We start from the raw sequence: 15,291 nt of genomic DNA, 5'->3' as shown, positions 1-15,291 counted from the left end.
TTTAGAATATAATTATATAATTTTTTAGGTTCAAAGATGAAAATTTTAATTGAAAATAAGAGAGCTTATTTTGACTACGAAATAATTAGCAAATTTACAGCGGGAATTGTCTTAGAAGGATGAGAAGTTAAATCTGTTCAGGCAAAAAACATATCGCTTGTAGGTTCTTTTTGTTATTTTAAGGGTTTAGAACTTTATTTGTCAAATGCAACAATTAGTGCTTATAAAGGATCCCGAGGTCAAACTGATCGCTCAAGAAAACTTTTATTGCACAAACATGAGCTAAAAAAAATTTTTAAAGAAAAAGTTACACAAAAATTAACAATTATTCCACTTTTTGTCTGTCTAAAAAACCGTAGAATCAAAATCGAAATTGCACTTGCAAAAGGGAAAACTAAGGTTGATAAAAGAAACGCCATAAAAGAACGAGATCAAAAAAGGGAGGCACAAAAATTTTTAAAAAATTACTATTAGTTCCAGGATTTTTGCCACTTTTTTCGCTTACAAGTTGTTATGATTATCTTTCAGAAATTATTTCAGAAAAAACAGTTCCAACTGATGGCTTAAATCCAATAAAAAAACTGCCTATTTTTTCTAAAAATTCACGAGTTAAACAAGGTTTAACTTATACAACATTTATAAAAAGTGTTTATGACGGTGACACTTTTACTGATAAAAACGGTATGCGTTTTCGGATTTTTGGGATTGACACTCCTGAACTTGAACTTAGCCGTCCAAATCGTTTGATTAACGTAAAAACCATGAAATTTCACGGTTTAATAGCCAAAAAACGTCTAGAACAGCTAATTTTAAATCGCTGAATTTCATTTGAAGTTGTTGGCCATGACCCGTATGAGCGGATTATTGTTGTTCTAAAAAACGAAAAGGGTGAGATCATTAATATCAAAATGATTAGGGAAGGTCTTGCAATTCATCGTTATGCTCAATATCAAAATCCTAAAAAAACTTATTATTATCCTGAATATAAAAGTTTAATTGACCAAATTTTAAAAGCCCAAAAATTTGCCAAAAAAAGTAAATTTATGCTTTGAAAAGAAGATATTTCAACAATTTATGGCCTTAAAAAGTTAAAGAAATAAAAATGAATGACAAGTACACCCCGACTTTCCCAGTTTGGTGAGATAATCTTAAAAAAGTGTCTGGTTTTTCGCGATTTTTAACTTTTTTGGCAAAAGTTAATTACCTATTTTAAAACACTGGCAAAAAATCAATTTATAGAAAAATAACAAAAATCATAAAAAAATACATCTACTGTTTAAACTCAATGTAAATAGAAAACTCGTTTTTACTTACATTGAGCCTAAAAAAATATGTGAAGTTTTTAAAGAACAATAATTAAAAGCCATAAATTTGAAGATTTCTAAACGGTAAATTTAAGGCATTCCATCATATTTAAAAATATAATGGATAATTCGCATTTGCTGATTTTTTTATGACAAAAACATACAATTCCTCCCTAATTCAGTATCAAAATTTATTAATTTATTCTTAAGTATGGTTAATTATAGCATAATTTTATTTTGAACCAAGCATTTTTTTTTTTTTTTTACAAAACGTTAATTTCAAAATAAGAAAGATTAAGGATTTACCATCAAAAACACGGATTTACATGTATTTTTGCATATTTGTATTCGCTAAAAAGTGAATTTTTGCCATCAAACTGTTAAACTCAGGAAAAGCACAAGAAACGCCCAAAAAAGTAAATTAATGCTCTGACAAGAAGATATTTCAACAATTTATGATCTTAAAAAGTTAAAGAAATAAAAATGAAAGGCAATTACACCTTTCATTTTTATTTTAATAACTGTTGAGTGGTCTTTTTGTAAGTAATTAAGGACATTAAAACATAAATTAGAATAAATGCAGCTGAAAGTCCGGCTCAGGACGATAGTAAAATGAGTGCTATATTTTCTTGAGAAGCAGCGGGAAAATCATTACCAACTATTAAAATATGAATCGATTCCATTGACGGAAAAATAATTACAAAACTTAAAATTAGAACAACAATCGATATCAAAACAATATTTAAAGTATGATAAAAAAGTGTTAATAAAGTCGAACCACCAAGCGATTTTAGAATTCCAATCATTCTCTGTTTTGATTCAGAAATCGTTTTGGCATAAACTAAAATGAATGAAATTAATATAATAACAAAAATTATAAACACTGCAAAAGTAACTTTGTTAACTATCGAAATAATCGCTAAAGACTGGCTAGTTATCACACGAATTAAGCTTGAAGGTGGAGTAATTCTAAGGTCAAATTTAGCATTTTTTGCCTCTAAATCAAGATTATTTTGTTCGTCAGTTGTTGTTAAATAAGCAGTAAGATTGGCTGGTTGGAAACTGATATAAAATTCTTTGGCATCTTGGTGATAATATAATTCTGAATCTGGCGAGTCAAAAATTCCAACAACAAGTAAATTAAATGTTTGATTTAAAGGTGAGTTTGTTTGAATTATATCGCCAACTTTTAATTTATATTTAGCATTTGAATCAATTGCTGTTGTTGAAAGTAGAATTTCATCGACTTTTCTTGGAAATGTTCCAGTTATTAATTCTAGATTGTTTTGCGGGAAAACTTTTGTATTTTTTAGCGGAATTTTAAACGGTTCAAGCGCGGAGCTTTGGGCATTTTCGCTAGGAATATAGGAGTTAATTTCCTTAAAAAGTTGAAGATTTTGGTCTTTGTTTTCTTTAACTGTATTTTGCTTAACTAAATTTTCAAGATCTTTAATTGATTGAGTGCTAATAAAAGATGGAAAACTAATTAAATTAAAAGTATCTAATCTGGCAACGGAACTTTTAATTCCATTATTAATTCCGACAATTTTTAGTTCAATTTTATTTTGATTTTCCTCAATTTCTTTATTAGAATCATAAACCAAATGAATTGTTTTTCCTATTGGATTTTCAATTTTAAGTATGTCAATTGCTGATTTTGAAAGGATAATTTCCCGAGCATTTTCAATGAATTTTCCTTCAAAATTAACAAGATCATTTTCGATTCTGTTTTTGAAAAAGCTATTAATTTCAACTTGATCAACATCTCTAAGATTAATTTTTCGATTTTCATAGTGCAAGTTTATATTTGTCGTTGGCCTATTTGCAACAAGCGCGTTGATTGATTCAAGCTCACTAATTTTTTTAATTTCATCTTGGTTAAAAGCAGCGTTTGATTTTTTTTCAATTAAATTTTTGTCAAGTGAGAGTGTATATTTTTGCTGCCGTTCGACTTTTGCTGTTCCAAGATTTAATTCAAAAGCAAAACTAATCGAAAAGACGGCCGCTAAAAAAGCTATTATAATTAAAATACTAAGCGTTAATTTTTTGCTAATATCAGCAATAACAAAAATCGGCGAAATATTTAATTTATTCTTATATTGAACTACTTTTGCAACTTTTTTATGTTTAGTTTCGCTAGTTTGTTCAGAATTTTGGTCTTCTATTATATTAGTGTCATTAATTTTAATAATTGGCGGCTTGTCTTTTTGCAAAAAAATTATTTGATCAGCATATTTGTGAATCATTTCAGTATTATGGCTTATAACCACAACTGTGTGATTTTTTGACATTTGCTTAATTTTTTCAAAGATAATTTGCTCATTTTCCTTATCAAGGGCGGCGGTTGGCTCATCAAACAAAATAAATTCTGAACCCCGATTTAGAGAACGAAGAATTGCGATTCTTTGTTTCTCGCCACCAGACAGATTTTCCATTTTTGTTTTAAAAACACTTTGGTCAAGATTTAAAAAATTTGCATTTTTACTAAATTCATCTTGCTTAAATTTATAACCTAAAATACTTGTCCCAATTCGAACATTGTCAATAGCTGAAATATTTTCAATAAGATTGACATCTTGAAAAAAAATGTCAACATTTGGGTTTTTTAAAACTTGTTGATTTTTATCAAAAAAGGAAATTTGCCCGCTATCAGCTTTGGCAATCTTGGCAATAATATGCAAAAGCGTCGTTTTTCCAACACCAGATTGACCAGAAATGAACGTTAATTTATTAGTTGGAATATCAAAGCTAATGTTATTTAAAATTATTTTTGTTCCGAGTCGTTTTGTGATGTTACGAATTTGAATCATTTTTGCACCTAGATAGCTTTTTTAATATTGTGTATATTTTAATATAAAATAATTTTTTTCAACCAAATTATTTTACTATTTCTTTAAAATTTAGTTCAAAAATTTCTTCTAATTTTAAAGGGCGCTTAAATTCAATTTTCAATTTTAGCACAAATTCTTTTTTTCCCGAGTTTCCCAGTTTGATGAGATAATTTTAAAAAAGTCTTTGTTTTTGGCACTTTTTTAACTTTTTTGACAAAAGTTAATTACAATTTTAAAACACTGGCAAAAATCAATTTATGGATAAACTAACAAAAATCATAAAAAAATACAACTATTATTTAAACTCAATGCAAATAGAAAACTCATTTTTATTTATTCTGAGCCTAAAAAAACATATGAAGTTTTGAAAGAACAATAATTCAAAGCCTTAAATTTATAGATTTCTAAACGGGTAAATTTAAGGCATTCCATCATATTTAAAAACATAATGGAAAATTCGCACTATTTGATTTTTTTCATGCAAAAAAACATAATTAATCCCCCTAATTCTAATATTAATTTATTAATTATTCTTAAGTGAGATTTATTATAACACAATTTTTTCTTAGACCAAGCATTTTTTTTTTTTTTTGCAAAAGGATAGTTTGAAATAATAAAAATTAAGATTCTAGTGGCTAAGAAACCCGGATTTACGGGTATTTTTGGATATTTATATTTGCTAAAATGTGAACTTTTTCCATCAAACTGTCAAACCCAGAAAATAATTTTTTTCAACCAAATTATTTTACTATTTCCTTAAAATTTAGCTCAAAATTTTCTTCTAACTTTAAAGGACACTTAAATTCAATTTTTAATTTTATTCCAAATTCTTTTTTTTGGATTGTGCATCCGTTTTTCTTTATTAATTGAAGTACTCAGTTCGTTTTTTCCAGTTCAATTTCACACAAATAGTGATAAGAAATTTTAAAATCACTAACCAAACTAAGATTTAAGACTTCAATTGCCGCTCTTTTGTAACTATTTTGCAATAAACCTAGCCCTAATTTGGACCCGTACATGTAGCGAACAACAATAATTAATGAATTAGTAATTTTTTTTGTTCTCAAAATGTTAAAAATTTGCCATCCTGCCGAACCTTTTGGCTCGTTTGCATCACTGAATTTACAATTATATAAATCAAAACAAACCGAATAAACAATATGACTTGCATGCTTATTTTCTTGTTGAATTTTTATCAGTAGCGCTTCTGAGTGCTCCTTCGATTCTACTAAGAAACTATAAGAAATAAATTTAGATTTTTTGATTTCTAGCTCAAAAACAGCTTCTTTTGTGATAATTTTTTGCATTTTTCAAAACTATTTAATATTGTTTGCCGTTGCATTATTAATAAATTTGGAAAAAATTATATAAGAAAATAACGGCACAATTATTGTAAAAAGTGAGCCTGCAGCTTGAATGTTTTGTAAAAATCCAAGGCTAGTTTGGCCTGAATACTGAAATCAAGTTGAAATTGTCTGGTATGAACGGTTTGAAAAAATGTAATTTGGTCATAAAAAGTCGTTTCAAGCTTGAATTGTTGTAAAAATAATTAATAAATAATAGGAAATTTTTATTTTTGGAAAAATTATCAATTTAATCTTTGAAAACAGTGATAAATTATCAATTCTTGCAAGTAAAAGTTGCTTTTTGTCAATTTTGTTAATACTTTTATAAAGATAAAAAAAGTTAAAAAAGGAAAAAATCTGGTTAACTGTAAGTGCAAAAACTGGCGAATTTGTTACTAATTGATTGCTGTTTAAAATTCTTGCCAGGGGAATATAAGTGCTAATTTCTGGAATAAAAGAAATTGCCACAAAAAGAGAAATAAATGTTAATTTTAGTCTTTTTTTTGCCATTCAAAGTCCAAAAGAAGCTAGTGAATATAGGAGAATTCTAAAAAAATTAATGAGCATAATCACAAAAATTGAAGTGGTAATTCCAATTCAAAAATTATCATTAATGGAATTTTTAAAGTTCTCAAGTAAATTTGAGCCTATTTTCAAAGTCAAATTAGGATTATCTTGCAATTCATTAGGCAGCGAAGCATTTACAATTAAATAATATAATGGAAACAGAAAAAAAATAAGTACTATTATTAAAAAGGAAAATAGCAAAAATTGTAGAAAAAAACTATTTAAATTAAATTTTAATGACATTTTTACCCCTTTTATTTTTAATAAGTTTTAACATTTTTTTCCATGTTTTTGGTCTAAAAATAATAAAGGTTGAAAAAACTGCTATAAGATAAAAGAATGTCATTAAACTCACGGCAGATTGCAGTCCAGAATTATCACTTGAAGATAAAATATATGAAGCAAGAGTGTGGCCTCTATTTAGATCCAAATTTATGTCGCCCGTAATAACATTTGGGTATAACATTGTTGCAAAAATGAAGTTTGTGTAGGCGATAACTAAAAATTGATTGCCAATTTCTTTAAGATAAAGGTTGAAAATCTTGTCTTTAAGGTTAATTCTGTCAATTTGTAAGTTTTTTTGATATTTTGTATGAATGCTCGAAATTGCAAAAAAGAAAAGCACTGAATTAAAAGGGATTGCTCTTCAGAGCTGATAAATTAAATATAGTCAAATTAAATCAATTTTATTGTCACCACCGACAAATGAAAAATTTAGATTGAGCATTTTTGCAAAAACATTTTTTTGACCAAAAAGAAAAGAAAAAGCAGTCCCAATTGCAAAAGATGAAATAAAAAACTGGGAATAAAGTCCGGTTATTATTAACATTCTAAGAAATTTACTCTTGAGTTTTGAGAGCAAAATTGCAACAACAAATCCTAGAAAAAGTGCAATCGGTGAGCTAATAAAAAATAATAAAGTGCTGTTTCTTAGTGCATCATTAAAATTTGATTTTGCAAATAATTGTCTAAAATTGTCAAATCCTAAATGTGTGTTTTGGCCAGATCCAACATTAAAAGAGTTAAATAAGGAATCCAGAATCGGGTAGACTGAAAAAATAAAAAGAAAAATAAATAGTGGACCTATAAGTAAGATTGCTTTTGTATTTTTGTGGAAAAAAACTGTTTTTATGGACTCTTTATTAACCATTAACACGGTTTCCACCTTTATCAAAAGCAAAAATTTTATCCTTATTATATTCTATTTTTACATTTTGGCCTTGAATATCAACAGGACTTATAATTTCAAGGTCAATATTTTTTTCAGTATCATGAATTTGGTAATAAAAATTATCTGCAATATTTTTTTTATAAAAAACTTTTCCATTTGTTGGCTTAGATGTTGATGAAATTTTAATGTATTTAGAACGGATATAATATTCAATTTCTCCTTGTTTTTCAATAAAATTTATTTCTGGCATTCCAATAAATTTAGCGGCAAAAATAGACTGGGGATTTTCAAAAAGTTCTTCTGGATTTGAGTATTGCAAAATTTCTCCTTTATTTAAAAGAATAATTTTGTCACTAATTTTCATTGCATCAGTTTGGTCGTGAGTTACTAAAACGATTGTCATGTTAAATTCTTGTTTGATTTTAAGTAATAATTTAATAGTTGATTCCTTAATTTTTGCATCAAGTGATGAAAAAGGTTCATCCATTAAAACTAAATTATCCCCTTTTATAATTGATTTGGCAAAAGCCACGCGTTGTTGTTGGCCCCCACTAATATTTTTGGCTTTTTTTAAAAAAATGTCGTCAATTTCTAAGGCTTTTAGCACATTTAGGACTTCTTTTTCGAAATATTTTTTTCTAAATTTCAGGAAAAAAATATAAAATTTTATATTTTTCAATATATAAAAATAAAATTTGAATTTTTTTATAACCTTTTCTAAGCCTAAAGTAGATTTGTTTGAAAGCAAATTTCCAATAGAGTCGCTAAAATCTTGACTATTTTTATCTTTTTTGAAATTTTCCCAGCTCAATTTTCATACTTTCGAGGCTCATTCAGGCGAATTTTTAGCACTAATCCAAAGATTTTTCTTTACCGAAATTTCTTCATATAAGTTGTTTTTTTGCATTATATAGCCAAAGTTTTTGAATTTTTCATGGTATTCAATACCTGTCTTTACTGGCAAAAAACCCGCTAAAATATTAAGGAAAGTGGACTTCCCTGCACCTGACGGTCCCAAAATTGTAATAATATTATTTGCTGGTATTTTAAGCTCATTAATTTTAAGAAAAGCCTTTTTATCATACGAAAATATAAGGTTTTTAATACTTATAGCAATTGTTAAGTGGTTCATATTAAAAAATTTTACCTTTTTTTCAAAATTTTTTTGTAAATGTTGTATAGTTATTTTTATTAAAATTATAAATAACTAATATTTAATTATTAATATTTCTGAAAAAAATTTCATAAAATTAGAAAAAGTGAGAAATATATGAATTTTAAAAAATTTTTTAAACCTTTATTACTTCTCTCTCCAAGTCTTTTCTTAATTGCGAGTGCTTGTGGAGTAAGTGAGAATACAATTGATCCAAAAACTCAAGTTGTTATGACAACAAGTCAAGGTCCTTTTTGACCATTAATTTTTGGACTTAATGTTTATGGTAAAAATCAAAAAGGATTAATCCCTTATTACAACCAAAAGTTTAAAGATGATCCTGATTTTGCGCCAGTTAGACTTGTTTTGGATTTTGAGTCAAAAGCAAAAACTCAAAAAGAAACAACCGAAAACATTAAAAAATTACTGGACACAAATTCAGATCAACTTCCATCAATTGTTTTAGGGGATTCTTCAACTGCGAGTGTTTTACAAGAACGTAATCGACTTTTAGAAATAACAAGTGATAAATTGAAGCCAGGAATATTCACTGATCAAATTGTAGGAAAATACAATTCATTTAATTTTGGCGAAAATAAGTTTTATAACATTCCTTTTAACGTAAATGATGTTGATGCACTTGGATTTAACCTTGATAATTTACGGATTATTTTTGACTTAGTAAAAAAAGGTGGCGGAAAAGTTGATGAGTCAGCCGAAATTTACAAAAAAGCACAAGAATCAGCTCAAAAAGGAAACTCGACTCCTGAAAACAGTTTTTTTAGCAATCTTGAAGTAAAATCTGCCGAAATTTTCAAAGATTTGAACGTAAATTATGATACTTTTTCAAATATTGAAGAAGCACTTGAGTTTTCAACTAAATTTATTGATGGTGTAAAATTAAAAGCTGATGCAAAAATTGATGAAAATACAGAAAATGCGTCTATTTTTGATATTGACTATTCAGGTCTAGTTTTCCACAAAAATATTATTTCAAAATCAGGTAAAAAATTCTGAGAAGCAAAAGGTAAAGATTTAACTTTTAATATTGCGACAGATACATCCTTGCAAGATGAATTTAAAAAAACTTACGAAAAATTTACAAAAACTAACAAAAAAATCGAACAAAAAGTAGGTCAAAAAACCAAGATTTTGCAAGCATTTCAGTTTAAAAATTTTAAGAAAAAAGACAGCATTGGTGAATGAGGAAGTCATGATATTCTTCAATATCGTACCGTTTTTGGCTATGTTCCTGGAGTTGGGATTAAGCAATCAATTGACACAGCAACAACCCGTAGCTTATTCGCAAAAAGCAACTCTGAACTTGCCAAAGGTTTTGCAACATTTAATGACGTATTCACAACAAACCAACCATTAAAGTCACGCAAAGATTCTCAATTTTTTGTCTATAACTCAGGTGGATCATCCCTAATCCCAATTAAAACTGACACAGAAAAAATTAATAAAGCAGCAATTAAATTTTTAGAATGACTCTTTACTGGTCAAAATGATATTGACAAACCCGGAACAATGGTCGATAATGCTGATTATTTAATGGAAAATACTGGTTATTTCCTTCCTACAAAAGCGGTTGTAACTCAAGAAAAATTGGAACAAGTAAAGAAAAAATATAAAGAATACTATGATAAAATTGTTGAATTTGAATCTAATAACAAAAAAAGTATTGAACTAGTTGGTGAAGATGCCAAAAAAATCGACTGAAGTTTGTATGAAAAAATGGCAAATCTCAGATCAGTTATAATTTCAATGGAATCAATGCTTAATGCTTTTAAAGAAGATGCATCCAAAGTTAAAATTCTAAGTGATAATGGTAATTTTAAAGAAGCAAAAATTTCGGCAACAATTACAGATTCACTAATTGAATCAACAAAATTCGAAAATAGTAAAGCCGAAACTCCTGAAAAATTACTAACATTAATTAATCAATAAAAACTTAAATTAGCGGTAATTTTTTTTTTTTTTAAAAAAAAAAAAAAAAAAAAAAAAAATAGAAATTCTGCTGTTTGTAAAAACTAAAAATTCGCAAAATTTTTAGTTTTTATTTTTTTCTTAAAATAATACGCATTTTATATATTTTCCCGAGTTTCTCAGTTTGGTGAGGTAATCTTAAAAAAATTGTCCGGTTTTTAGCTTTTTAACTTTTTTGCCAAAAGTTAATTACCTACTTTAAAACACTGGCAAAATCATAAAAAAATACAACTGCTATTTAAACTCAATGCAAATAGAAAACTCGTTTTTATTTAAACTGAGCCTAAAAAAATATATGAAGTTTTGAAAGAACAATAATTAAAAGCCATAAATTTTAGATTTCTAAACGGGTAAATTTAAGGCATTCCATCATATTTAAAAATATAATGGATAATCCGCACTATCTGATTTTAGTATGGCAAAAAACATAACTAATTCCTCCTTAATTCTAATATTCATTTATTAATTATTCTTAATTGAGAGTTATTGTAACATAATTTTATTTTTGACCAAGCATTTTTTTTTTTTTTTTGCAAAAGTGTAATTTTAAAATAATAAAGATTAAGGTTTTACCGTCAAAAAATACGGATTTAGCGGTATTTTTGTGTTTTTATACTCAATAAAAACTGAATTTTTGCCATCGAACTGCCAAACTCAGAAAAATTCCAAAAATTTTTATTTTTTATTTTTTATTTTTTTGTTAAAATAATACGGATTTTATATTTTCAAAGAAGCTTAACGAAGCTTAATATAGTTATTTATAATCGCAAAACATTTTTTGTTTTGCTTTTTTCACATTCTGTTAAAAAAGTGGTATAATAAAAAATATATTTTAAAAACAAATTTTATTTGTTAAGTGTTGACTTTAAAACTAAAGAAAGGGAAAAAATTTTTAATGCAAAATACGGAAAAATTTTCTAGAACTGTTTTAGGAGATATTTGTCCCTCAGAGTTAGGAGTCGTTGACTGTCATGACCATTTAATTAAAAATTATGGTCCTGAAGCTCACGAACACCCTGATTTTGTGATGCTTTCAAGCGAAGCTGCAATTGCCGAATCGCTCGAATTTGCAGCTCGTGGCGGGAAAACATTGGTAACAATGGACCCGCCAAATGTTGGTAGAGATGTTTATCGCATGCTCGAAATCGCCCAGGAATTAGCTGGTAAAGTGCATATTATTATGTCCACCGGTTTTCACAAGGCCGCTTTTTATGACAAAGGCGCTTCTTGACTCGCGCTTGTTCCAACTGATGAAATTACCAAAATGGTTGTTGCCGAAATAACCCAAGGAATGGATGAGTATAATTATTCTGGCCCAGTTGTTAAACGTTCAAAGGCAAAAGCGGGAATAATTAAAGCCGGAACAGGTTATGGTGCAATTGATCGTCTTGAGTTAAAATCACTCGAGGTTGCCGCAAGAGCCTCAATTGAAACCGGTGCGCCAATTTTGGTTCACACCCAACTAGGAACAATGGCTTATGAGGCTGCTAAATATTTAATTGATTTTGGTGCTAATCCGCGTAAAATTCAACTTTCACACTTAAATAAAAATCCTGACAAGTATTATTATGCAAAAATAATAAAGGAATTAGGTGTAAGTTTGTGTTTTGATGGCCCTGATCGCGTTAAGTATTATACTGATGCAACTCTTGCTGAAAACATTAAATATCTAGTTGATCTTGGACTCCAAAAGCATATTACTTTATCACTTGATGCAGGCCGGGTTTTATATCAGAAAAACTACGGAATGATAAAAGGGAAAATGAGCCATGGATTTGCTTATCTTTTTGATCGGTTTATTCCACTTTTAAGACAAGTTGGCGTTAGTCAAGAAGCAATTGATGATATTCTGATTAACAATCCAGCCGAAATATTGACCTTTGATCAGCCGCGAAAATTTGATCCGTCAATTCTTCCTGAGTACGTATTAGAACTCAAAAAAACCTTTAAAATCTAGCGATTTTAAATTCTAACAAAACTATTTTGTTAGTTTAAATTTTTAAAAAAAATTTTAAGAAAGGAAATAAAATGTCGCTTAGTAAAAAAAATAATAAATTACTTTTTGGCCTACTTATTTTCTTGTTTGTTAACCTTTTAATTATCGGGATCACCCTGGGTGTTCGAATGGGTCACAATGGCGAGAGTTTTTCAACTGCCTTGGTTTTCCTTGTTCGAGTAGTTTATCTTGATAACTATTTAAGACAAAATCCACTTTTGCTTGGGTCTTTGGTTTTTGTTGGTTATCTTGTTTTAGGCCGTGGTGCCAGAGATGCAATTCTTGGGGCCTTGAAAACAGCCATTGGAATTTTACTTTTGGCAATTGGAGCAAGTGCGCTAGTCGGCATGGCTGCTCCAGTTTTTCGCGCAATTGGAGATATTAAATCCGGTGGTGTTGTTCCGCTTGATCCTTATTTAGGTTGGACTTCTGCTGAGAATTTTCTTCAAACAGGCTTTGGAAAGGCGAATAACTTTCTTACCTTAGCATCTTTCACCTTCATTGCTGCTTTTATTGTTAATATTTTGATGGTTTTAGCAAAAAGGTTCACTAACACAAATTCAATTGTGATTACCGGACATATTATGCTCCAGCAATCAACAGTTGTTACCGCACTTTTATATATGATTTTATTCCGTTCAATTCCGCTTCTTGACGATGGGGCAATTTCTGCTGGATCTCAGGTCGGACTTGTACTTATTTCAGGTTTATTTTTAGGAATTTACTGGGCAACTTCGTCAGTAGCTACCTTAAAAATAACTAACCTTGTTACCCAAAATGCTGGTTTTGCTGTTGGCCACCAACAAATGCTTACCTTATTTACTAGCTACAAAATGGGTCGCTTTTTTGGAAACAAAGAGCACAGTGCTGAAAATCGTAAATTACCTCAGTCACTCAAAATTTTTGAAGATAACATTTTCACCCAAACAATAATTATGCTATTTCTCTTTGCAGTTTTATTTGCGATAATTATTGGCTACCACGGTATAGAAAATACTCTTAATTCTACTTACAGTGGCTTTGCTGGGCAAGCGGAGAAAATTGGTGCTGCTTGAAATGGATCATATAGTGGCGCAAACTTTGTTCTCATAATTTTTGGTGGAGTACTCAGAATAATTGCTGCCTTAATTGCAATTATGACTGGTGTTAGAATGTTTGTTACTGAATTACAACAGTCATTCCACGGAATTTCTGAAAAAGTAATTCCTGGTGCTGTTGTTGCAGTTGACATTGCCGCTACTTATGGATTTTCAATTAATGCCGTTACTTACGGGTTCCTTGGTGGAGTTTTTGGACAATTTTTAGCTGTCTTTATCGCAGTTGGACTTGCTGCAATTCCAGGAAATAACTACTCACTAGTTGCAATTCCACTCTTTATTACACTCTTTTTCAACTCAGGAGCAATGGGAGTTTATGCTAATGCCTCTGGTGGTTGAAAAGCTGCCTTTATTGTTCCGGCAATTATTGGATTTTTTGAAATTATTGTAATTTCATTTGGTCTAAAATTGGTCCAAAATATTGTTGATGTTGGAATTCCTGTTCTTCAAGATAATGCTGGAAATCCAGTTCTTCAAAATCCAGTTACAACCGGATTTTTAGGAATGGGTGACTGAAACCTTTTCTTCGGGCTTAGTCTAATTATCGGTCAATTCCACTATGTTTTAGGTTGAATTACTGTTTTTGTTGGAATGATTGGTCTAATTCTTTTAGCCCAAGGAGTTGACTCAACAAAACAAACTAAAAAAACATGACTGCAAAAATTACTGAAAGTCAATGTTGATTTAGTTGAAAAACAAGCCTAATTATTTAGTTTTTAACATTTTTATACTTTTAGTACAAAAAATCTCGGTTCTTGCAAAAACCGAGATTTTTTTATTTGCTTTTTGCAAAATTGTTATATAATTTTGAAATAGTATTAAAAATTATTTTTGTTTGTCTGTCTGTACTAAAAAAAGGAGTAATTATGTCATTAAAAATTGTTGCTGCATGTGGAAATGGAATGGGAACTTCAATGATAATTAAGTTGAAAGTTCAAAAAATAGTAAAGGAATTAGGGGTTGAAGCTTCTGTTGAGGCCCTTTCAATGGGTCAGTCAAAAGGACTAACCAATTCAGTGGATATAATTATCGCCTCAAAACATCTTGTTAGCGAGTTTAATCCAAATCAAAAAGCTAAAATTGTTGGTGTAACTAATTTAATGGACGAAAATGAAATTAAATCTGCACTAAGTCCAGTTCTTGAGCAACTTGTTTAGATTTATCTTTTTTTGATTTAGGAGAAAATCTTATGTCAGTTAATTTACTCACAAATTTAATTGAAAATGATTCAATTTTAATTAATCAAAAAGCCCAAACCTGGCAAGAAGCAATTGCAGTCTCATGTCAGCCGCTTATTGAAAAAAACTTAATAAGCCCTAATTATGTCGAGTCGATAGTCAACTCAACAATCGAACACGGACCTTATTATATATTAGCACCTTTTTTGGCAATGCCTCATGCTGAAGCTGGAAAAGACGTATTTAAAGACTGTTTTTCACTTGTTGTCTTTGATAAGCCTTTTTATTTTGACCAAGATAGCCGTCCTGTTCAAATTTTAATAACTCTTGGCGCAACAAGTGCTGATATTCACACCGCAGTTGCCCTGCCCCAGATAGTTGCCGCTTTTGAAGATGTTGATAATATTGACAAAATTATTAAAGCTACATCAAAAGAAGAAATAATCGCCATCCTTGAAAAAGTTGATTTTTCAAAATACCTTAATTCATAATTTTTTCTTTAAAATTTGAAGCAAAAAACCCACGAATTTGTGGGTTTTTTTGTTGTTTTAGCGACTTTATTCATTAGCCCGCAAAATTTGTTCTAAAAAAAAAAAAAAAATGCTTGGTCAAAAATAAAATTCTGTTATAATAGAGTCACTAAGAATAAATTAATAAAT

At 29.0% G+C, this 15,291-nt stretch carries 12 protein-coding genes; 7 read left to right on the top strand and 5 right to left on the bottom strand.

The annotated features are described in order from the left end of the window. The first annotated feature begins 36 nt into the window (after positions 1-36). Complete coding sequence (smpB, locus tag QJQ40_RS02455; RefSeq protein WP_282861059.1) at positions 37-474, top strand: SsrA-binding protein SmpB; 438 nt, start codon at positions 37-39, stop codon at positions 472-474. An 11-nt stretch (positions 475-485) separates the two neighbouring features. Continuing rightward, the gene (locus QJQ40_RS02450) at positions 486-1,100 is read left to right on the top strand and encodes a thermonuclease family protein (RefSeq protein WP_282861058.1); all 615 of its coding nucleotides are present in this window, start codon (positions 486-488) and stop codon (positions 1,098-1,100) included. Positions 1,101-1,813: 713 nt separating this feature from the next. On the opposite strand, the gene QJQ40_RS02445 is transcribed toward QJQ40_RS02450, so the two are convergent. The 5 genes from QJQ40_RS02445 to QJQ40_RS02425 form a co-directional block, all read right to left on the bottom strand. Next, on the bottom strand, positions 1,814-4,114 hold the full coding sequence (locus QJQ40_RS02445) for an ABC transporter ATP-binding protein (protein WP_282861057.1): 2,301 nt from the start codon (positions 4,112-4,114) through the stop codon (positions 1,814-1,816). Between the two features lie 761 nt (positions 4,115-4,875). Beyond that, positions 4,876-5,442 carry a YigZ family protein gene (locus QJQ40_RS02440; protein ID WP_282861056.1) on the bottom strand — a complete coding sequence of 189 codons (567 nt, stop codon included), beginning with the start codon at positions 5,440-5,442 and terminating at the stop codon, positions 4,876-4,878. Positions 5,443-5,451: 9 nt separating this feature from the next. Beyond that, positions 5,452-6,291 carry a carbohydrate ABC transporter permease gene (locus tag QJQ40_RS02435; RefSeq protein ID WP_282861054.1) on the bottom strand — a complete coding sequence of 280 codons (840 nt, stop codon included), beginning with the start codon at positions 6,289-6,291 and terminating at the stop codon, positions 5,452-5,454. Further along, the gene (locus tag QJQ40_RS02430; RefSeq protein WP_282861052.1) at positions 6,275-7,198 is read right to left on the bottom strand and encodes a carbohydrate ABC transporter permease; all 924 of its coding nucleotides are present in this window, start codon (positions 7,196-7,198) and stop codon (positions 6,275-6,277) included. Before QJQ40_RS02430 ends, QJQ40_RS02435 begins: the two co-directional genes overlap by 17 nt. Further along, positions 7,191-8,351: an ABC transporter ATP-binding protein gene (locus QJQ40_RS02425; protein WP_282861050.1), complete on the bottom strand. Its 1,161-nt coding sequence runs from the start codon at positions 8,349-8,351 to the stop codon at positions 7,191-7,193. The genes QJQ40_RS02430 and QJQ40_RS02425 overlap by 8 nt, the downstream gene beginning before the upstream one ends. Positions 8,352-8,489: 138 nt before the next feature. On the opposite strand from QJQ40_RS02425, the gene QJQ40_RS02420 reads away from it, so the two are divergent. The 5 genes from QJQ40_RS02420 (at position 8,490) to QJQ40_RS02400 (ending at position 15,123) form a co-directional block, all read left to right on the top strand. Then, on the top strand, positions 8,490-10,322 hold the full coding sequence (locus tag QJQ40_RS02420; protein ID WP_282861049.1) for a P68 family surface lipoprotein: 1,833 nt from the start codon (positions 8,490-8,492) through the stop codon (positions 10,320-10,322). Between the two features lie 934 nt (positions 10,323-11,256). Further along, the gene (locus QJQ40_RS02415) at positions 11,257-12,318 is read left to right on the top strand and encodes a phospho-furanose lactonase (RefSeq protein WP_282861047.1); all 1,062 of its coding nucleotides are present in this window, start codon (positions 11,257-11,259) and stop codon (positions 12,316-12,318) included. Positions 12,319-12,389: 71 nt separating this feature from the next. Then, positions 12,390-14,159, top strand: coding sequence for a PTS ascorbate transporter subunit IIC (locus tag QJQ40_RS02410; protein ID WP_282861046.1), 1,770 nt, complete (start codon positions 12,390-12,392; stop codon positions 14,157-14,159). 161 nt (positions 14,160-14,320) lie between these two features. Next, positions 14,321-14,611 (top strand): PTS sugar transporter subunit IIB, encoded by a 291-nt coding sequence (locus QJQ40_RS02405; RefSeq protein WP_044283949.1) that lies wholly within the window; start codon positions 14,321-14,323, stop codon positions 14,609-14,611. Positions 14,612-14,643: 32 nt separating this feature from the next. Further along, on the top strand, positions 14,644-15,123 hold the full coding sequence (locus QJQ40_RS02400) for a PTS sugar transporter subunit IIA (RefSeq protein WP_282861045.1): 480 nt from the start codon (positions 14,644-14,646) through the stop codon (positions 15,121-15,123). Positions 15,124-15,291: the final 168 nt, after the last annotated feature.

Source organism: Mesomycoplasma ovipneumoniae, assembly GCF_030012565.1.
In the GTDB taxonomy this organism is placed as follows: domain Bacteria; phylum Bacillota_I; class Bacilli_A; order Mycoplasmatales; family Metamycoplasmataceae; genus Mesomycoplasma; species Mesomycoplasma ovipneumoniae_D.
This window is presented reverse-complemented; position numbering and strand designations above follow the sequence as displayed.